The organism is Georgenia sp. X1117 (genome assembly GCF_057784635.1).
In genome coordinates this window covers 2370605-2390365 of sequence record NZ_CM173492.1, presented here as the reverse complement: position 1 = coordinate 2390365, position 19761 = coordinate 2370605, and the positions used below count along the sequence as shown (strand labels likewise).

The window sequence follows — 19761 nt, the reverse complement described above, 5'->3', positions numbered from 1 at the left end:
TCATCCGCAACGTGTCAGGAGGCGCGATGAGGCTCAACAGCAAGGGTCAGGTCACCATCCCGGCCGATCTGCGGCACAGGCACGGATTCTCCGTGGGGGACGAGGTCGACGTCGTCGACGACGGCGGCACGCTGCGCATCGTGCACAGCTCGCCGGGCGGGAGCAGGGGCGAGCGCGTGGTCGGCAGGATGCGCGGTACCGCGACCACAACCCGGTGCACCGACGAGCTGATGACGCTGCTGCGTGGCGAGTGAGCGCGCACCCGTGCACGGCGGGCTTCCTTGCCGGGAAGGCGTTTGTCGACTACCGCCGTCGCGGCGGAACGAAGTCGTCGCCGATGCCCGACTTCTACATCGGCGCACATGCCGCTGCCGCGGGCTACCAGCTCCTCACCCGGGACGCGCGCCGGTACCGCACCTACTTCCCGGGCATCACCCTCCTGGCGCCGACGACGGAGTAGCCCGGCCGGTCGTGCCACCGGTCCGACCCGGACTCGGCACGCCCACCTCACCCCACCTGCCGCTCGAGCTCCTCGAGCGTGAAGTCACCGCGCTTCAGCCCCCGCAGCAGCCGCCACGTCCGTACCACACGGGGCAGCGTGATGATGAGCAGGCCGCCGAGCATGTTGAACGGGATGACGAGACCGAACCACTGCAGGAAGTCCCCCACCGAGATCTCCGCGCCGGCGAACATCGCCGCGAAGATGACCAGCGCGTTGAGCGCGCCGTGCAGCATGCCGAACCCGATGAGCAGGAGCCCGGAGGCCATGCAGGTCACCGCGGCGACGACGTCGTTGGAGGTGCCCTGCTGCATCCGCGTCGACAGGGTGATCGTGGCCCCGGCGAGCACGGCCAGGGCGATCGTCACGGCCATCGACGGTTGCTCGAGGTAGCCCAGCGCGCTGGCGATGATGGTGGAGTGATAGCCGGGCAGCGCGAGCACGATGAGCCAGGCGAACACCACCCCGCCCATGAGGTTGGTGACGAGGCTGACCGACCACAGCCTGACGATCTGCAGCCAGGTCCCCTGGCCGGCGAGCACCGCGTTGATGGGGAGGAGGAACTCCTCGGTGAACAGCTCGGAGTGCGCGAGCCGGAGCGCCAGCAGGCCGATGCCGAAGGCCATGCCGGCGAGGATGTCGGAGCCCGTGGCCTGCTTGACGAGCAGCATGGCGAGGATCCCGAGCCCGACGTCGATGCCGCCGAACAACCCGGTGACGACGAGCTCGGACCAGGTCCGGTTGAGCCGTTCCGAGCCCTTGACGACGGTGGCGGCGGCCTCCTGGGCCAGCCCGTCCTCGATGTCGAAGTCCGTGCTGCCGAGGCGCCGCCGCTGCTCGCTCTGATCCATCGGGCAAGCGTAGGGACGCACGTCGGGACTCGCCGTCCGGGCCGCCTACCTGCCGGCGAGCACCGGCCCCCGTCGACGCGTGCCTAAGACGAACCGCTGGTTCGTGGATTGCTCGCCCCGGCCTCGCGCGCCTCGCGGGCCGAGGCGACGTCGTCGATGATGACGACGATGTGCCGTATGCCCGACAGGAGGGAGCCGTAGAGCGGCCAGCTCTCCGCCGGCAGCTCGTGCTCGTGGGACACGTCCCGTGCCAGGGCGGTCAGCCGGCCGAGGACCGGCTCCACGTCCGCGTCGGGATCGGCGACGGCGTGACCCGTGTCGCGCACGATCGCGGTCCACCGCTCGCGGAAGTTCTCGTCCCAGGCGCCCTCGGCGTAGGCGGCCTCGTACAGGGTCCGAGCCAGGTGACGCAGGTGCGAGATCCCCTCGTCGACGCGCTCGAGGATGTTCTCGTAGCTGACCTCCACGCCTGCCCTCGACCGACGAGCGAGGCGCTCCCGGGGGTTGTACCGCCGGCTCTCGGTGGCGAAGCGCACCGACTGCCACGCGGTGTTCAGCTCGTGGGTCATCGACTCGATCTCGTCCCGCCACGCTTCAGCCTTGTCGGTCTCCCAAGAGTTCGAGAACTCGTCGGCCATGTTGACCAGGACGTTTCCGATCCGGCGGTTGATGCTGTCCACGTAGCGCGACGCCTGCTGATCGCGCAGCGGCGGGATGACCAGCAGGTTGACCGCCACCCCGATGCCCACGCCGAGTCCGACCTCGATGATGCGGTCGAGCAGCAGCGGTTGTTGCTCGGAGAATCCGCTGCCGAGGACGAAGATCGCGGTGGTTGCGATCGCGACGCCCTCGTCCCGGATCCAGGTGATCCGCGCTCCGGCCAGCCCGACGAACAGTGCGAGAGCGAAGGTCCACACGCTCACGCCGAGGTAGGCGCCCACCAGGAACGACAGCCCGACGCCCAGCGCCGAGGCCACCGTCGACTGCACCCCGCGCGACAGCGATCGGTGGACCGTGGCGTGCACGGTCAGAAGCGCCGTCCACGGAGCGAGGAAGGGCAGCGGGGAGCTGAGCACGGTGGTTGAGACCCACCACGCCGCGGTGGCCGCGGCGACGCTCTTGAGGATCTGCAGCAGGTCGGTCGTGAACTGTGGCCGCAGGGTCAGCTCTCGCAGTGGACGCATCCGCCCATCGTCCCTGCACCCGGCGCCGCCCCTGCCGGCCACCTCGCCGTGCGAGACGGTCCGCGCTGTGGTGCACTGCCCATGACGGCGTGCGCTCGCGCGCGTCGACCCGGCACACCGTGAGGAGGCCAGTCGTGAACGTGGCTCCTGCGCGCCGGCCCGACGTCTGCGTCGTCGTCCCCGCGCGTGACGAGGAGGCGCTGATCGGGCGCACGCTCGACTCCCTGCGGGCGGCCGCCGGAGCGGCCGGGGCGGAGGTGAGCGTCATCGTCGTCGCCGACTCGTGCACCGACGGCACTGCGGCGATCGCCCGGGCCCGCGGCTCGGCGGTACTCGAGATCGAGGCGCGCAACGTCGGTGCCGCCCGCCAGGCCGGCTGCGACCGCGCCCTGCTGTCCGGCGCCGCATCGGACCCGCGCTCCTGGATCGCGACGACGGACGCGGATTCCGTGGTCCCCGAGGACTGGGTCGCGGCGCACCATCGATATCGGTCGAGGCAGGTCGACCTCGTGGTGGGGACCGTCGCGCTGGAGGGCGGTCACGCCGAGGACCCCCTCGCCCGCGCCTGGGCCGAGCAGTACGCGAGCGCCGTCAGCGCGCGCGGCCACGACCACGTGCACGGCGCCAACCTCGGCCTATCCGCGCAGGCCTTGCGGCTCCTCGGCGGCTTCCGACCGCTGCGGACCGGCGAGGACGTCGACCTCGTGCGCCGCGCCACGGCCCGCGGGCTGTGCACGGTGCGCGCCCTGGACATGCCCGTCGTCACCTCCCGCCGCACCGCCGGCCGCGCACCCGCCGGCTTCGCGGACGATCTCGCCCACCTGGCCGGCGCGCTCGCCCCGACCAGGGTGCGAAGCAGCTGAGCGCCGCCGTAACGACGGGTCCGGCGGCCCCTCGCCCTCGCTCGGCGACGATCGGAGCGCAAGGCACCGGCACGCGCGCTCCGAGCAGCGATCGACAGAAGCACCGCCCGAGCACAGGAAGGACCGCGATGGTGACCTATTCGCAGGAGCACGAGGAGCGAGCCGGAGGGATCGCCGAGCGCCCGGCCGCCGTCCAGCTGCCGAACGACCTCAGGGCCGCCGTGGCCGAGTCCCTCACGGGCGGCGCGATCGCTACCCGGCAGGCGTCGGCGCCCGACTCCGGTGCGTGGTTCGGCGGCGCCGTGGTCTGCTACACCTCCGAGGTCACGCGCCGGGGCCTCGACGTCCCGCCCGGACCGGTCATCTCCCGGCAGGCGGTGGAGACGAAGGTGCGCTCGGTGGGCGTCCTGATGGCCGCCGACCTCGCGGTCGCAGCCTCCGGTGCCGCCAGCCCGTCAAGCCAGGAGGGGCAGGGCCCGGGCACCACCTGGCTCGCCGTCCTCGCCGGGGACCAGTTGCACTCGGAGCTGCACCACTTCGACGGCGAGCCGCTCGAGATCCTCACCCGGGCCGAGGAGCGCGCGCTCGAGATCCTGTGGGAGGCCGCCACGCGCTGGGGGCCCGACGACGAGCGGCACCATCAGCGCCCCTCCGCAGGGTCGACAAACGCGACCGACCCGACGGCGGCGCACCCGTGAGCCCCGCGCGCGGCACCTACGGTCCGCTGCTCACGGAGCTGGAGCTCCCTCTGCCGGGCCGCGGGGACACCCTCGCCCGATGGCGCGCCCTCGCGCGGCTGACGGCGCGGAACGTCGTGACCGGCCGGCTCGCCGAGGCACACGCCGACGCCGTGGCGATCACCACCGACCTCGGCGCCCCCGAGCTGGTGGAGCCCGGCTCCCACTGGGGCGTCTGGGCGGCCGAGCCACCCAGCCCCCGGCTCTACGCCGCCGAGGCGGGCAGCAGCTGGGCGCTGTCCGGCACCAAGCCGTGGTGCTCGGGCGCCTCGCTGTGCACGCACGCGCTCGTCACGGCCACCGTCGACGCGGACGGCGGTGCGGTGGCGCTGTTCGCCGTCGACCTGCGCCGGCCCGGGGTGCGCGCCGTGGCGGACACGTGGCCGGCCGTGGGCATGGCGGACAGCGACTCGGGATGGGTGGAGCTCGCGGACGTCCCCGCGCGCCGCCTCGGCAGCCACGCCGACTACCTCGACCGGCCCGGCTTCTGGCACGGCGGGGCCGGCGTGGCGGCCTGCTGGTTCGGCGGGGCCGCGGGCGTCGCGGCTCCCCTCCTGGCCCGGGCCGCCCGCCCTGGCGCCTCGGAACTGGTCCGCGCGCACGCCGGCGCGACCGCCGCGGAGCTCAGGGCCGGGTGGGCGATGCTCGCCGAGGCCGCCGCGGGGATCGACGCCGACCCCGACGACCGGGCCGACGTGCGCGCGGCGCGGGCGCTCGCGGTGCGCACCCGGATCGATCGCCTCGCCACCACCGTCATCGAGCGCGTCGGCCGGGGCCTCGGCGCCGGCCCCCTGTGCGCGGACGGCGAGCACGCACGGCGCGTGGCCGATCTCGGCGTCTACATCCGCCAGACCCACGCCGAGGCCGACGAGGCCCAGATCGCCGCCGAGGTCGCCGCCCGCGCCGAGGCGGGCGAGGACGCGTCCGTCCTGTGGGGGTCGATCATCGGCTTCGACCCCAACGGCGGGGACACCCCGGAGCGACGCCCGGGGGCGGGCATGCCGGCGATCGCCGACGGCGATGCCTGAACCGCTGTTCCGCGGTGACGCCGCGCCGGCCACGTCGGAGGCGGTGCTGCGGGAATTCGAGGACGGGCTCGAGCCGTGGACCCTGCGCGCGGCGACGACCGGCGACGACCGCCCCGCCGACCTTGCCTCCGGCGGCGCCGCGACAATCGGGCCCGTCAGAGCGAACGAGTCCGCCGGGACCACCGAGTCCGCCGAGGCACCCGCGCTGGTCGTCGTCTCCCCGCACCCCGACGACGAGGTGCTCGGCGCCGGCGCCCTGCTCGGCACGGCCGCCCGCGCCGGGATCCCCACGCTCGTGCTCGCGGTTACCGACGGCAACGCCTCCCACCCGCCCGAGCTCATCTCGCCGGAGGACCTCGCCGAGGTCCGCTCCGCGGAGTCCGACGTCGCGCTCGCGACGCTAGCGGAGCTCGATGCCGATCCGGAGCACGAGATCCGGCGCAGTCGGCTGCGGCTGCCCGACGGGCGAGTCGCCGAGCACGAGGACGCTCTCGCCGAGCGCATCGCCGAGGCGCTCGGCCAGCTCCCGCCGGGGACGTGGGTGGCCGCACCGCTGCGCCACGACGGGCACCCGGACCATGACGCCACCGGGCGCGCCGCGCGCCGCGCCCTGGCCCGCGTCCCCACGGCGCGACTCGTCGAATACCCGGTGTGGCTGTGGCAGCACACGCTGCCGCGCGAGCACCCGGGTGTCGACTGGGACTCTGCCCGGGCGCTGGTCGTCGACGACGAGCTCGACCGCGCACGCTTTGCAGCCATCGACGCGTTCCGCTCGCAGATCAGCCTCGACCTCGGCGTGCCCGCCGGCCGCGCCAGCGCGGACCCGGAGCACCAGGTGGTCCTGCCCCGCCGGGTGCGAGGCCGGATGCTGCGCCGCCGCCAGGTCGTCTTCCCCCACGGCGCGGCCGGTTTCGACGCGATCTACGACCGCGGGGAGGACCCGTGGTCGGTCAACGCGCGGTGGTACGAGGAGCGTAAGCACGCCCTGGCGGTGACCATGCTGCCGCGGCGGACGTTCCGGCGGGGATACGAGCCGGACTGCTCGATCGGCGGGCTCACGGAGCTGCTGGCGCACCGCTGCGAGCAGCTCCTCGCCACCGACGTCATCCCCGCCGCGCTGGAGACCGCGCGCAAACGCGTCCCGCACCCGCACGTGGACTTCCGGGTCGGCGGCATCGCCGACTGGCCCGCGGGCGAGCTCGACCTCGTCGTGCTCAGCGAGCTCGCGTACTACCTCAGCGACAGCGAGTTCGAGGACGCCCTCCGCTACTCGCACAAGTCCCTCACGGTCGACGGGGTGCTCGCGGCGGCCCACTGGCGGCGCCCGATCCCCGGCGCGTACCGCGAAGCCGAAGCGATCCATCGTGCGCTGGCCGACCAGCCGGGCTGGACGCTGCTCGCGTCCTACCGGGACGAGGACGTGCTCATCGAGACGTTCGGTCCGCCGCGCCCGAGCGTGGCGAGCGAGGAGTTCTTCGGCGGCGGGTAGGACCGTCAGCCCCTGCGGTCGACCTCGCCCGCGCCCGTCATCTGCCCCGCCCACCCGATGACCACGCCCGCGAGGAGCACCACCGGCGGGAACTCGTAGAGGTGGTCGATCATCGCGTGCACGCCGAGCGCGGTCCACGCCACCACCCCGACGACGCCGGACACCCCGCTCCCCCGCACCGCCACCGACAGGCCGGCCGCGAGCAGGCAGAGGAATAGCCCGACTCCGATGACACCGAGCTCCGAGCCGACCTGCAGGATCGCCGAGTGCACCTCGGACAGGCTCGGGTCGGACGCCGCGAGCGGGGAGTGCTCGACGAACGAGCCCGGCCCCGCGCCCGCGACCGGCGCCTGCGCCCACAGCTCGAGCGCGTCGGCCCACAGCGTGTGCCGCGCGCCGCTCAGGCTGCCGCTCCCGGTGAGGAACCCCGGCCACGCGTCGCGGGTCTCGAGCCACACGACGACGACGCCGGCCAGCCCGACGATCGCGCCGCCGCCCCAGGCCCACCTCCGCGCCCGCACGCGTCCGCGCCCGCACGCGTCCGCCCCGCGCGCGTCCGCCCCGCCACCGGGCGACCACCACAGCCACCGCCCCGACGACGGCGAGCAGGAGCGCCGACTGCGACCGCGAGGCGAGCAGGACCCCGAGAACGACCAGTAGGACAGCCGAGATGACGCTGAGCGGAGTCCGCTCGCTGAACCCCAGGCGCAGGACGGAGACCAGCATGAGCACGCCGAGCGCCACGGCCTGGACCCCGATGGCCGCCTGCGCGTTGGCGTAGAACGCGTCGGCCGCGAGCACCGCGAGCGCGCCCACCACTACTACCGGCGCGACCCACCACCGCTCCCAGCCCGTCACCAGCCGCCCACCGATGAGCACACCGAGAAGGAGGACGAGCGGCGCCACCACGTAGGGCACCCATGAGCCGACCGTCGACGCCGCAAGGATCGAGGCGGCGAACACCCACGCCACCCAGAGAAGCGCGGCCCCCAGCAGGTACCGGTCCGCCACCGGGCGGCGACCGCGAGGAACGAGCACGCTATGAACGGTAGGTCAGCTCGACCTCCGCCGCGTCACCGACCACCTGCGCCCACTCACGCGATCACCCCCACCTCGCCAGCGCCCCCGCGCGCCGACGCGCCCGTCACGGATCGGCTACAGGACCACGATCCGCGCACCGTGACCGCTCGAGCGAGCCAAGCGGCCGTCGCGCGTCACCAGCGGGCAGTCCATCGCCTCGGCCAGGGCGACGTAGGCGGCGTCGTAGGCGGAGACGTTGTCCCTCAGCTGGAAGGCGCGCCGTCGCAGTGCATGGTCGGACGGCCAACGACGCAGGGGCAGGTCGTCGAAATCGGTGAGCAGGTCCTCCACCCGGGCCGCGCTGAGGTGACCACCGAGCGTAAGCCCCCGCAGGGCAGAGACCACCTCGACGTCGATCAAGCTGGGGGCATGCAGCTCGTCCCGTGCAAGCCGAGCGCGTAGTTCGTCGGTCCCTGCCACCGCCGTATGCGCATCGACCATCGCAGCGCTGCCACCACGATCACTCCGGCAAGACCTGCGGGAGCTACCCGTCACGCTCGGCCCGCGCCTCGTCGAGCACGGTGACGGCCGACGCCGTCGCTCGTTCGCTGCGGCCGGCCGCGCGGTCGAGCACCTCGGCGACGGTCGGCCGAGCGACCTCCTGATCGATCAGCCTCAACAGGTAGGCGTTGAGGGACTCACCACGAGCGGCGGCCCGCGCCTCGAGCGTCCGACGCGCGTCGTCGGGCACGTTCCTGATCTGCACCAGCGACGCCATGCACCCAGCATGCCTCGCACTCAACTAAGAGCGCATCGCCCGCCCCAGGTTGGCTCAACTCAGCTCACCCCTCCCCACCCACAACCCCACGCGACGCCGCCTGCGTCTCGTAGGCCTCGCGCGTCGAGCTGTCGCGGTACTCGGTGTACATGTGGGGGTTGTCGAGGACCTTGGTCTCGGGGATGTCCGGGTTCATCCCGGCCTGCCACACGTCGTCCCCGAGCGTCGATCGCAGGTGCTCGACCGTGTCCTCGAGCCGCGAGCGCATCGCTGGCAGGTCCACGCCCACGAGCCGGCCCTCGAACTTCTTCACGTCCCCGCCGACGAGCACCGTGTGCACGTCCCCGCGGCTGGCCTGCATGGCGATGTGCCCGTACGGGTTGAGAACAGGGAACATCGTCGGCGAGTGGTCGTTCTTCAGCAGCACGACGTCGGCGAGCTTGCCGACCTCCAGAGATCCGAGCTCACCTTCGCGCCCCACGGCCTTCGCCCCACCGCGCGTGGCCCACTCGACCACGTGCTGGCTGCGCAGGTGCGAGTGCGTCACGGTGTCGCCGTGCTCGTGGGCGGTCAGGTGCTCCCAGGAGCGGTCGGCGCCCAGGGTGGTGCGCATCGCGGAGAACAGGTCGGCGCTGAACCACGCGCTCGTGTCGACGGACAGGGACACCGGGATGTCGTGCGCGCGCAGCGCGTGGGAGGGCGGGTAGCCCTGGCCGCAGCCCTGCTCGCTCTCGGTCGAGAGCGACACGATGCCGCCGGTCGCGGCGATCCGCTGGTAGGAGTCCTCGCTGAGCGTGGCCGCGTGGACGTACACGGTGCCGGGCTCCATGAAGCCGTGCTCGTGCATGAGCCGCAGGCCGTCGTCGTTGGTCGCGCCCCACACGCCGGCGTGCGTGGTCCCGCGGACGTCGAGGTCACGAGCGACCTCGAAGGGCCTGTCAGATGGTTTGTGTAAGCTGAACCAGCCTGGCCAAGCAGGAACACCGAACCCGGAGCATCACCAGCGGCGACAAAAGTGTCAAGGCCGCCAAGTTCGTCAAGACCACGCCCGCCGGCAGAGCCTGGACACCGCCGCCGTCGAGCGCGCCCGCGGGCTGGTCGGCCTGAAGGGCAACGTCACCAACATCCCCCTCGTGGTTGATGCCAGCCGGCGAGGTGATCAGCTCGTATCACGACCTGTGGCACGTCAAGCAGTCCTTCCGGATGAGCAAGACCGACCTCCGAACAGGCCCCATGTTCGCCAGGACCCGCGACGCGATCGAGGCCCACGTGACCATCGTGTTCGCCGCGCTCGCGGTCTCCCGCGCCGTGCAGAACCGCACCAGCCTATCGATCGCCGATTCCTGCGGACGATCAGGCCCCTCAGATCCGCAACGATCGAGTTCAACGGCGAGATCTCGACCCTCCTACCCGAGATCAACACCCTCCTGGACGCACTCGAATGCCCCAGCCCAAGGAATTAGAACAAATGACCCAATTCAGGTCAGATCGCTGTGCGACTCGGAGTCAGTAGCGAGGCTGAGCGCCAGCGGTAATTGCGCGCGGTGGAACGATCTGCCCTGGCAATAGTCGACCGATAGGAGCCTAGTCAAGACATGCTGATCGGAATCCCATATCCCAAAGTACCATGATGCACTGCGACGCAGAGCGGAGAGCTACTTGCTCTCACCATTTACTTGTTGCAGGTGAGCCGTGTACTCGTCCCTGGCCATGTCATATCGGTCATCAGTGAGCGACACCAGATAGTTAATCGCGTCGCCTGACCAGACGTGAGACGCACCGTTGCTGTGCTTCCAAGCGTACTTCGTATTGTCTCGCAGCGCTTCCTTCCAGCAGATCGCCTGGTGATCGCGTGACGTCAGCATTCGTCCAGCGCGCTTCTCGTTTACCCGCTTGAGCAGCTCCGTCATACTGTAGGGATGCGTCTGATTCGGATCGGTCTTGTGAGTCACAACGCGCCCGTCTGCGGTGGGCGAGACAGCGACAACAAGGTCGGCACTTGTCATCTTCTTCACAGACTGCATGTTAATATCATAGACGGTCGCCACGCGCGTCATGTCGCTCCCAGTCGATTCGGCCTCGCCCATGAAGCTTCTCAGCTCGTTGATGAATTCCTCCACTTCGGCGACCATCGTGGCACTCTGATCGACCTTCATGAACTGCACTGCGTCGGCTGGAGCTTTCCCGCCAAGTGGCAACAGTTGCCAGGTTATCGAGTCAGCAAGGTCCTTCTTGAACCTGTCGAACACAAAGTCTCGATAGTTGAGGACGTTCTGCTGCATAAAGGGGTAGATAACTGCACCCAACCCTTTAGCGTTGTACAGGTGGATCGCACGGTCTCGGTACTTCGCGAGCGCCTTCACATTCGCGGTCACGGCAGGTCCGTCCATACCGGGAGGCCATAGATTGTTGGCGCCGACTCGGCCGAGGGCATCGTCGATCGCGATGGAACGGTAAGTCTCGCCGCGCTTCTTCGGGTAGAAGATCGATAGGTTTCTTTGCCGCAAGGTCGCCTTGAGTGCGAGTTCCCACGCGTTCACGACGAGCACGACCGTGATCTCGTCGCGGTACATCATCCGCGGCTTGTTGTATACCTCGACTGCAGCGAGCATTGCCGACAGCGAGTTGTCGACCAGGCGCTTGATCGAGACGTAGGGCGCGCCCATATATACCCTCTCTGGTTGGCAACTCAGTCACGACGCACAGGGCGCCTTGCCACGCCTATCGTACGGCAGTGAGGCGGCCCTGGTAACGCGTATCGCCAGCGCCGCGAAGAAGCAGTGCATACCCTGGTCGCCTCCACGGGCGCAATGCTGGGTGGCCCGATTCAGAAGATCTGGGCGTGTTCCGGATCGCCTAGAGCACCACGAGGTGAAGCACTTCAGGTTCTGAGACGCTCCTTTGCGGCTTGCGGCACTCGGTTGAGGGCCGCGTAGTGGGCTTGCTCGTACTCCACTGAGGTCATTATCTCAAGGGTGGAGGGCAGGCGCCTGTAGTAGTACCAGTGGGTCTGCTGAAGGTTCTGTTGACTTCGGGGTTAGGCCGCCAGTGTGACGGCCTGGTGGTGGGCGAGTTCGTATTCAATCGGAGTGAGCTTGCCGAGTCGACGTTGCCGTCGGCGACGGTGGTAGGTCCGCTCGATCCAGTGCACGATCGCGAGTCGGAGCTCGTCGCGGGTAGTCCATCGCTTCCGGTCGAGCACGTTGTTCTGCAGCGTGGCGAAGAAGCTCTCCATCGCCGCGTTGTCCCCGGCAGCCCCCACCCGCCCCATGGAACCGACAAGACCGCGATGCTTGAGAGCGAGCTGAAATTTCCGGGAACGAAATTGCGACCCTCTGTCGCTATGGACGATGCAGCCAGCCACCGCGGCTGCTCCATGGCGGCGTGCGACCGCGTCCTGCACGGCTGCGACGGCCAGGTCCGATGTCATACGGGCGTCGATGGCGTAGCCGACGATCCTGCCCGAGCAGGCGTCCTTGACAGCGCACAGGTAGACCTTGCCCTCACCGGTGCGGTGCTCGGTGATATCGGTCAACCACTTGGCATTGACGCTCTCGGCGGTGAAGTCCCGCTCGAGCAGGTCATCGCATACCGGTGGGCCGGGTCGGCCGTAGCGCTTCTTTCGTCGGACGGTGGCAGAGAAGAGCCGCTGCTGGGAGCACAGCCGCCATACGCGCCGCTCCGAGACCACGTGACCGGCGGCCTGGAGCTCGTCGGCGATGAACCGGTGCCCGAACTCCGGATCGTCGGCGTGGATGTCATAGGCCGCATTGAGCAGATAGGCCTCGTCGATGTCCCGAGCACTGACAGGGTTCGCGCGCCACTGGTAGAACCCCTGCTTGGAGAAGCCGAGTACCCGACAGGTCACCGCGACCGGGATCCCGGCAGCAGCAAGGTCAAGGACCAGCGGGTAGATCATTTTGGGCGCGACTGCCCAGGGGCGAGGTTGGCCTGCGAGAGATACGCGGTCGCCTTGCGCAGGATCTCGTTCTCCTGCTCCAGTTCCCGGATCCGTTTCAGCATCCTCGTCTGCTCGCCACCGTCCCCGGCGCTCTGCCCGTGAGCGGGCTCGAAGCCGCGTTCTCGCAGGCGAGACTCGTTGACCCAGGCCTGCAGCGCCGACTTCGACATCCCCAGGTCTTGGCACACCTGCTTCTGAGTCATTCCCTGATCCAGCAGCTCCAGCGCGCTGGCCTTGAGCTCTTCTGAGTAGATCTTCGGCACGAGGACCATCCTCTCCGCTCCGCAGAGCAGTCAGGAAGTCAACCAGACCTTCAGCAGACCCTCAACAGCCGCTGTCCGCGACGGGTACTCCGGCAACTGCTCCCGCACCTGGCGCACGCACCGCTCATTGACCTTGGGATCGATCTTCTTCGGCATGATCTGAATCCTTCCAACTCACGGGGATACAACGCGTTACCTGGAGCGCTTCACGCCTCAATGAAACAATAGACAGCCGAATAGAATCGCGCTGAATGTAGATCCAGCCCACCACAACAACCCAAGGTCACGCAGTGACTGATTACAACCGGTATCGAACTGCCAGCGCGAGCGAGAGCGTCTCTATCGCGCGACCTAGGGGCACAGCCAACGCCAGAACCCAAACACTACCCGAAAGTGAACAGGCGAACACGATACAGAGAGACAAGGGGATTGTGAACAGTCGAACTCTTGTCAGCAATGAAGCTTCATTTTGCGCATACAACCAACTCGCATACACCTGAGAAATTGCGTTAATGCCAAGGCCTACTGAAAGACCGGCGAAAATAGGACCGGAGCCGGAATACTGCGGACCCAGCACCATCGGGCCCACAAAACCCGCCACTGCGGCGAACACCCAAAAGCCAAGAAACAGGAACCGTGCAAGGACCAATGCCTGCCGGAATGCGCGACGCCGCAACGCATGCTCACTCTCCGCAGACAGCTCGGGAGTCACAATCGCCAGCAATGATGTAGTGGCAAGATTTAGCGGATTCGTAATCCGCACGGCACCGGCATAATTACCCGCAATAGCAGTCGACGCCCCCATGCCTACGATAGGGACATCCAATTGCTGCAGAGCCGCGAGACTGGTCGAAGACCAGTAGGGCAATGAAGCCCTCACTACTGGTCTTACCGGATACGGGGCAGACAGGTGTGGAGTGGCAGAGAACAGAGCAATTAATGCCGATACGCACGCACCGGCGACGAAACCGTACAGGATTTCAACATTTGCAGCAGATCCGACGATCATCCCGAGGCCAACCAGTAATGGCCTGGCGAGCGCTAGCATATTTGCGAGACGTCGCCGCTGCAGACCAACAAGAATACTCTGCAAAAGAATGCTCAACGATTCGCTAATAACGTAAAGCGACGTTACGCCTGCAAATGCTGTTGGCACATCCAGAACAAGATGGAAGAAAACTCCAAGACAGATTCCGACAAGTGCCGCAGTAACAAGCCGCAGCCCAAGAAGAGTAGAAGCAAGCCTGCTCGGCCCGTTCGAAGCCAACAGTCTGAGAGCTTGGGACTGCGATCCAAAACTGGACAACACCGAGGCCACGCTTCCGACGGCCGAAATCGCCACAAACAAACCAAACTCTAACGGCCCCAACGATCGCGCAAGCATGACGATCGCAACCGCTTGCAAACCCGAGGCCAATAGACGCACCACAAAGTACGCCGAAACTTTACCAAACAAGGATTCCCCGATCGCATAGCACAGCGTCAGTACGGGCTGACAGGACGGAATTTGCTTCGACGAACTGCCGCCAGATCACTGCGGGTTTCATTCGACACTGATCCCAGGATCCATTGCAAAGCAATCATCAACGGTATTGTCTTTCCGATACCTACAAAGAAACCGTATGGTTCAAGGAACAGCGTGACTGACATTACAATTCCCATTAGAACAGCAAATTCCGAGCCGCTTCGCCAGCGAACTGCTCCCAGAATCGAAGCGGCGATCAGCACCCCGCTCGAAATTAGCGCTGCAACGAGACCCACAACTCCAGCGTCCACCGCGAACGATAACACCGGCGTATGCGCGTTTGCGCCAGCGGTTGCTGCAAAGGAATCTGGAGTCGGACCAAATACTGGACTGGAACTGAACGCATGCCACGCGGCCCAGTTTCGTTCGGCCCGTCCTGATGACGCAATTGCCTCTGCGTTAAAACGCGTGAACAGGAAACTATCGCGAAGTGCGTACAACACCAGAACACCTGCCACTCCTACGAGAATCGATAGGACTGGGCTTTTACGCGCTTCCTGACACAACCACACAGCTGCTGCCACCGCTAGTGCCAAGAGGCCACCTCGTCCAGCGGTAAGTACCAACCCGAGCAAGCACACTGCAGCACCCGGCGCCCTCCAGGTCCAGGACGACACCGCTGCGAAGCTCAGACCGTCCTCGGATCTCGGGAACGGCGCTAAGAAGATCAATACCCCCATGGCCAAGAATGGCGCTGCGTGCGTACGGTTCTCGCTAAAACCGCTGTACGAATTTCCCCACTGGCTCTCAGCGCCTAGGAACGGAAGCCCCTGCCACTGAAACACAATATCGATAGCACTCCAAGCAATCCCAATCAGCATGCCAACGACAATCGCCCGGTGGAGCGAACGCCGTTGCGCCAATAATGCAGCGAGAGTGATCGAGGCTCCCGCAGTTGCACCTTGCACAGCGAGGTTTGCGTCTCCGGAAGCCACACCAGAGATGAGGATCACTGCTGCAGCTGCCGCAAGTAGACACCAAACAAGCGTTACCGGACGTAAGAGCCGTGCGTCCCTTCCCACACGCACCACCAGCGACAGTGCGAACAAGTATCGAATACCGTCAAAGAAGAGGGGATCTAGTCCGCCGAGTTCATCAATTGGTAAAAGTATGCCAAGCACGCCGGCGAGCAGACGTACAGGACTTACGATCGCGAATGCCGCAGCGCATAGAACGAGTACGAGCAGTACCGCCATACAGCCTTCCTCCTTCGTACCTATGAGCCAGCCAATGTGAAGTGGAGGCAGGACACGCTAAGACGCGCAAAGAGTCGTCTCCACGACTCATCACGAAGCCTCTAGTTCGGAGCGGCTCGTTCCGACCAGACACTCCCGAGCCATTCATCAAGGGCGGTGGGCCAATGCGACAACCCCGCCGCTGGATAGACCGTAATCTCGCCGAAGTATACATGGCCGTCATTTTCGTATAGATCAACTCGAGCGAAGTCAAATTCTTTACCGATATTGGATGCGGCTCGGAGTAGCTCATCCAATGCACCTGGTCGCGATCGAGGCTCTCCGCGAGGTACCGTGTATGTCCACGGCAGGACGTTCCAGGAGTGATCGTACAGAACTCGCGTATGTTGCATCGATCGGTCATAGTCAGCCTGGATCATGGCAACTTTTCCCTGAAAAACGAAGAACTTGAGGTCTGGCAGATCATCTCCTGCACGGCCGATCCTTCTTTCGAGGATTAGTTCGCGGTCGACCTGGCTGTACGCCCACAGTTTGCTTGTGCGCCAACCGTCTTCGTCAAGCCATTCATCTAGAGCGTCAGGAAGTGCATATCGGTGCAATCCTCCAGACCCGAACGCCGTCTTGCCGCTACGGTGACTTGCTTTCAGCACCCAATCCCCGCTGACTTTCAGGGATTTGAGTTCCTCGATGTCACTTCCATGCCATAGCGTCTCCGGCATTCTCACGCTTGGCGCCACCGCCCGAACATACTCTTTTGAGGCAACCTTGGAGCTGGCCATAACCAACAGCGGGTTTCGATCACGCGTGATCCGCCTATGCATCCAATCGTGAAACGTTCTCGGGTTTCTGACCCGAGGTGGGCGTCCATAGTTTGCCACAAAGAGCAGCCACCTTGCGGGCTTAAGCGGCAGCCCTACGATTATGCGTCGAATGGCGTTTTTGAGGGTTCCGCCAGAGGCTTTCGCAGTCATCTTTCCTCTTAAGCTGGTGAGTGATTATCCTTTAGCCTAGGGCTTTTGCGATCGATATTCGCCTGCCAAGGCTGCCGACTACTCATTGACGACCTCGCTGATTCACAGAAATTTATTGTCGCGTACTGTTGTTGGTTTCACGGCAGTCGGGATTCATGTTTTGACATTCGCCCACGGGGGCAACGAGTTTTTTGCGATCACTCATTTCACGTGACGCACTCGCGCGAGTTACTTCAAGGAGCGTGAACTGCGCAAACGTTTACGAGTTCGAACATTGTGTGGTCGCGAGATTGCATCCGTCAACGCGGAACTAAGCGTCGACGAAGCGGCGGTGCGCGAGTAGGTTCCCGAGATCAGTTCGTTCGCGCGCGCTTTCCATCGGGCGCGGGTGGACGCATCGGCATCCCGCACAATAGCGAGGCACCGCGCGAGGTCGTTCGGGCCACCGAGCGCCCCGCACTCGTCGGGCCCGAGGACACCGGCCAACGGTCCAGCCGCATTGGACACCACCGGCAGCCCAGCGGCGAGGTAGTCGAAGAGCTTGTTCGGGCTCATTCCGTGCTCTAGGACCTCCAAGGGAAGGATCGAGTGCAGACCCACGTCGCACGCGGTAAGCAGACGCGGAAGCTCCGACTTCGGAACCCAGTCCCGGAACTCGACATTCGTCAGTGCTTCGCGGGCGGCCCGGTCGATCGCTGCCTGCTTCTCCGTGCCGTCTCCCACCAGTAGGACCTTGACGTCGGGAAGCTCCGCTGCTGCGTCAAGGATCCTGTCGATCCCGTTGACGGCTCCGTGGGCGCCCGCGTAGATCGCGGTGAATCCGTTGATCCCGAGCTCCTCGCGGAGAGCATTTCGGTGCTCGTCCACCTGGAACAGCTCCGCCTGGGTGCCATTGGGTACGCCCCAGTAGCGCTCGGGCTCGAGTCCCAGCGCCGCGAAGTACTGCCGCCACGCAGGCGACACCCCGACGACGGCATCGGCCGAGCGGACGAGCGTGATCTCGACCTGCTTGAGGATCTTGTAGATGGGCGAGTTCTCGCTGAGCATCCCGGCCGACAGGAGCGAGTCCGGCCAGTGGTCGCGAACCTCGAGCACGAACGCGGCGCGCTTGAGACGCGCCGCGACGAGCCCGACAATCGGGGTGATGAGGTGCGGGCTCGAGGCGAAGACGGCGTCGACGTCGCGCTCCCGGAGCGTGGCGACGAACGCCTTCGCTGAGTACGTCAGCCAGGGGACAAGGCGCTCCCGCAGCGACGCACCGGCGCGTGGCACGCCGACGAGCGTGAACCTCGGGTCGTCGGAGGTGTAACTCTCCTGGGTGTAGTGGTGGCGGTCGCCGGCGATAATCCGGTAGTCGACGCCATCCGCCCGGCTGAACAAGTCCTCGTTCCTCGTGAACCCCCCTTGCCGGCTGGGAAGTGCGAACTGGTTGAGCACTACGACTCGCTTGGGCACGTGCGTCTCGCAATCATTGTCGTCACGGTCACCGCTGAGGGCCTCTGGGGCCGGCACGGCCAGCCGTAGTCGTGCGGGTGGGGCGCCTGCTGCGGGAGAAAGCGCGAGCCATCCGGTACGTGGTGCCCGCGCCTCAGGGTAGTCATCGAGCCAGGTCCTGGCCTGCGGCTGCCCGAACCACATGACCTCGAGGCGGCGGGCATTGGCCGCCACCGCTCCGCTCCGGCGACCGACCCGCGATGCACCTGAGACCACGAACCGTGCAAGCGGCTCCGGCACCCGCAGCGGCGCCCGCCCGCCGAGCAGCTCCATGAAACGTCCCGTCTCGATTTGCTCGTCAGGGGTGAGCGTGACGGGCGGCGGGGTGCCCGGGTGCCGGGCCAGCACGATCGCGCTGCGGGCGACGGTCTCGACCTGGACCTGGGCCGTCGGTCGGTTCCCCCGTCCGGCGACCGAGGACAGGGGACTGCGCGCCACCCGACGCAGCGTCTCGGTGACGGGCCTGCCCAGGCCGTGCACCGACGTCGGGCGAAGGATCGTCACCTCGATCCCGTCGACGCCACGGAGCCACGCCTCACCGAGCTCCTTGCTGCGGGAGTAGGTGGAGAACGATGCCGTCACCATGGACGAATCGAGGGGCAGGGGACCCTTGACCGCCGCGGAGCTGATGTGGACGAGTCGCCGCGCTTCCGCGGACGCCGCTGCGTGCGCGAGCAGCCACGGCAGAAGGGCGTTGGCACCGAACAGTCGCGGGGCGTCTTCCGAGGCTGCCTCGGCGACCCCGGCGGCATTCACCACGAGCGCACCAGGCGGCAACGCGGCCGCCAGGCGATCGATCTCGGCGGCCCAGTCCTCCGCCCGAGGACGCTGACCCGCGTCACCCGCCGCGAAGGACAGGCGCGGAGCGGGAATCGTGCGGACCGAGAGCCCGAGCTCTCGAGCGCGGCGGACGATGGCCGAACCGACGAACCCCGACCCACCGAGTACGACGAGCGGGCCGTCCAGGGGCGACGCCGCACGGGAGTTCTCGCTCATCGTCGCCCCTCCTCGTGCACGGGTCCGCGACGCCGGTCCCGACGGGAGAGAACGGTCGGGACGCACAGGTAGAGGATCCCGAGAACCGGTAGGACCACGAGCGTCACGGTGAGCGGGGAGGTGATCGCGACGACCGAGGCGACGGCTCCCTGAGCGGCGACAGTGACCGACACCGGGAGGTGGTGACCGAAGCGTGCCGCGAGAAGCTGGTACACGTGCTCACGGTGCGCCTCGAGCAACGGGGCCCCGCGCACGGCACGGCGGACCAAGGTGGCGAGGACGTCCACGAGGTAGATGGTCAACGGAGCGGCGGCAGTCACGACGGCCGCCAGAGCCGGACGGGTCGAGGACTCCGCGGTCCCGGCGATGACCACGCCACTCGCGGCAAGTCCGCCGAACAGGTAGCTGCCCACGTCGCCGAGGAAGATGCGTGCGGTCGGCGCGTTCCACGGGAGGAAGCCGAGCGCGGCACCGGCCGTCAGGCTGCCTGTCACTGCGAGCTCGTCGACCGAGGTCGACAGCCCGACGACGGCGACCGCGACGCCCCACACGGCCATTGTCAGTGCCGTGATGCCGTTGATCCCGTCCATGAAGTTCACGGCATTGACCAGCACGACTGTGACAACGGCTCCGATCAGCGCCCAGACCGGCCCACCGAGATACCACCCCGTGGCGGCGCCGAGAAGCAGCTGCCCACCGAGTCGGGGAAGCGCGGGGAGTCGCAGGTAGTCGTCCGCCAGTCCGAGCAGTGCGAGAAGTGCGGCGGAACTCAGAGCGATCCACTCGACGTCGAGCCCAACGACTGCGGCCACGCATGCACCCACGGCAACGGCGCCGAGGCACGCGACGCCTCCGCCTCGCGGTGTGACGACGCGGTGAGAGGACCGGTGGTTCGGAGAGTCCACC

Annotated in this window: 17 protein-coding genes and 4 pseudogenes; 7 read left to right on the top strand and 14 right to left on the bottom strand. The window is 67.1% G+C overall.

The features are described from left to right. The first annotated feature begins 26 nt into the window (after positions 1 to 26). On the top strand, positions 27 to 254 hold the full coding sequence (locus AC3D3D_RS10970) for an AbrB/MazE/SpoVT family DNA-binding domain-containing protein (RefSeq protein WP_463663026.1): 228 nt from the start codon (positions 27 to 29) through the stop codon (positions 252 to 254). Between the two features lie 8 nt (positions 255 to 262). Next, positions 263 to 460: pseudogene (locus tag AC3D3D_RS10965) on the top strand (type II toxin-antitoxin system VapC family toxin); the annotation flags it as partial. Positions 461 to 507: 47 nt separating this feature from the next. On the opposite strand, the gene AC3D3D_RS10960 reads toward AC3D3D_RS10965, so the two are convergent. Then, on the bottom strand, positions 508 to 1350 hold the full coding sequence (locus AC3D3D_RS10960; RefSeq protein ID WP_463663025.1) for a formate/nitrite transporter family protein: 843 nt from the start codon (positions 1348 to 1350) through the stop codon (positions 508 to 510). Positions 1351 to 1433: 83 nt separating this feature from the next. After that, a complete protein-coding gene (locus AC3D3D_RS10955) occupies positions 1434 to 2534 on the bottom strand; it encodes an FUSC family protein (protein ID WP_463663024.1) in 1101 nt (366 codons plus the stop codon). Between the two features lie 134 nt (positions 2535 to 2668). Here AC3D3D_RS10955 and AC3D3D_RS10950 point away from each other — a divergent pair, with 134 nt between their 5' ends. From AC3D3D_RS10950 to AC3D3D_RS10935, 4 genes are all read left to right on the top strand, one after another. Continuing rightward, entirely contained in the window at positions 2669 to 3397 is a 729-nt protein-coding gene (locus AC3D3D_RS10950; RefSeq protein ID WP_463663023.1) for a glycosyltransferase family 2 protein, read from the top strand. Between the two features lie 128 nt (positions 3398 to 3525). Then, the gene (locus AC3D3D_RS10945) at positions 3526 to 4095 is read left to right on the top strand and encodes a CinA family protein (RefSeq protein WP_463663022.1); all 570 of its coding nucleotides are present in this window, start codon (positions 3526 to 3528) and stop codon (positions 4093 to 4095) included. Then, the gene (locus tag AC3D3D_RS10940; RefSeq protein ID WP_463663021.1) at positions 4092 to 5162 is read left to right on the top strand and encodes an acyl-CoA dehydrogenase family protein; all 1071 of its coding nucleotides are present in this window, start codon (positions 4092 to 4094) and stop codon (positions 5160 to 5162) included. Before AC3D3D_RS10945 ends, AC3D3D_RS10940 begins: the two co-directional genes overlap by 4 nt. Beyond that, positions 5155 to 6651: a bifunctional PIG-L family deacetylase/class I SAM-dependent methyltransferase gene (locus AC3D3D_RS10935; RefSeq protein ID WP_463663020.1), complete on the top strand. Its 1497-nt coding sequence runs from the start codon at positions 5155 to 5157 to the stop codon at positions 6649 to 6651. Before AC3D3D_RS10940 ends, AC3D3D_RS10935 begins: the two co-directional genes overlap by 8 nt. 5 nt (positions 6652 to 6656) lie before the next feature. Here the strand turns inward: AC3D3D_RS10935 and AC3D3D_RS10930 are convergent, their stop codons facing one another. The 4 genes and pseudogenes from AC3D3D_RS10930 to AC3D3D_RS10915 form a co-directional block, all read right to left on the bottom strand. Then, the gene (locus AC3D3D_RS10930; protein ID WP_463663019.1) at positions 6657 to 7172 is read right to left on the bottom strand and encodes an O-antigen ligase family protein; all 516 of its coding nucleotides are present in this window, start codon (positions 7170 to 7172) and stop codon (positions 6657 to 6659) included. A 634-nt stretch (positions 7173 to 7806) separates the two neighbouring features. Further along, positions 7807 to 8091, bottom strand: coding sequence for a type II toxin-antitoxin system VapC family toxin (locus AC3D3D_RS10925; protein WP_488511991.1), 285 nt, complete (start codon positions 8089 to 8091; stop codon positions 7807 to 7809). A gap of 124 nt (positions 8092 to 8215) precedes the next feature. Next, complete coding sequence (locus AC3D3D_RS10920) at positions 8216 to 8449, bottom strand: FitA-like ribbon-helix-helix domain-containing protein (RefSeq protein ID WP_463663017.1); 234 nt, start codon at positions 8447 to 8449, stop codon at positions 8216 to 8218. Positions 8450 to 8513: 64 nt separating this feature from the next. Further along, positions 8514 to 9434 (bottom strand): annotated as a pseudogene (locus AC3D3D_RS10915) (amidohydrolase family protein); the annotation flags it as partial. Here AC3D3D_RS10915 and AC3D3D_RS10910 point away from each other — a divergent pair. Continuing rightward, a pseudogene (locus AC3D3D_RS10910) lies at positions 9413 to 9912 on the top strand (IS1634 family transposase); the annotation flags it as partial. The pseudogenes AC3D3D_RS10915 and AC3D3D_RS10910 sit on opposite strands and share 22 nt — an antisense overlap. Before the next feature lie 192 nt (positions 9913 to 10104). Here AC3D3D_RS10910 and AC3D3D_RS10905 read toward each other — a convergent pair. The 8 genes and pseudogenes from AC3D3D_RS10905 to AC3D3D_RS10870 form a co-directional block, all read right to left on the bottom strand. Continuing rightward, the gene (locus tag AC3D3D_RS10905; protein ID WP_463663016.1) at positions 10105 to 11115 is read right to left on the bottom strand and encodes a DUF3644 domain-containing protein; all 1011 of its coding nucleotides are present in this window, start codon (positions 11113 to 11115) and stop codon (positions 10105 to 10107) included. Positions 11116 to 11486: 371 nt separating this feature from the next. Beyond that, positions 11487 to 12673, bottom strand: a pseudogene (locus AC3D3D_RS10900) (IS3 family transposase). Between the two features lie 30 nt (positions 12674 to 12703). Continuing rightward, positions 12704 to 12829 (bottom strand): hypothetical protein, encoded by a 126-nt coding sequence (locus AC3D3D_RS10895; RefSeq protein ID WP_463662097.1) that lies wholly within the window; start codon positions 12827 to 12829, stop codon positions 12704 to 12706. 142 nt (positions 12830 to 12971) lie between these two features. Beyond that, positions 12972 to 14129: a lipopolysaccharide biosynthesis protein gene (locus AC3D3D_RS10890; RefSeq protein ID WP_463662096.1), complete on the bottom strand. Its 1158-nt coding sequence runs from the start codon at positions 14127 to 14129 to the stop codon at positions 12972 to 12974. Between the two features lie 26 nt (positions 14130 to 14155). Next, complete coding sequence (locus AC3D3D_RS10885) at positions 14156 to 15394, bottom strand: O-antigen ligase family protein (protein ID WP_463662095.1); 1239 nt, start codon at positions 15392 to 15394, stop codon at positions 14156 to 14158. Between the two features lie 101 nt (positions 15395 to 15495). After that, positions 15496 to 16173 carry an ATP-grasp fold amidoligase family protein gene (locus AC3D3D_RS10880; RefSeq protein WP_488511988.1) on the bottom strand — a complete coding sequence of 226 codons (678 nt, stop codon included), beginning with the start codon at positions 16171 to 16173 and terminating at the stop codon, positions 15496 to 15498. Between the two features lie 420 nt (positions 16174 to 16593). Then, entirely contained in the window at positions 16594 to 18855 is a 2262-nt protein-coding gene (locus tag AC3D3D_RS10875; protein ID WP_463662094.1) for an NAD-dependent epimerase/dehydratase family protein, read from the bottom strand. Further along, the gene (locus AC3D3D_RS10870; RefSeq protein ID WP_463662093.1) at positions 18852 to 19667 is read right to left on the bottom strand and encodes an MraY family glycosyltransferase; all 816 of its coding nucleotides are present in this window, start codon (positions 19665 to 19667) and stop codon (positions 18852 to 18854) included. Before AC3D3D_RS10870 ends, AC3D3D_RS10875 begins: the two co-directional genes overlap by 4 nt. Positions 19668 to 19761: the final 94 nt, after the last annotated feature.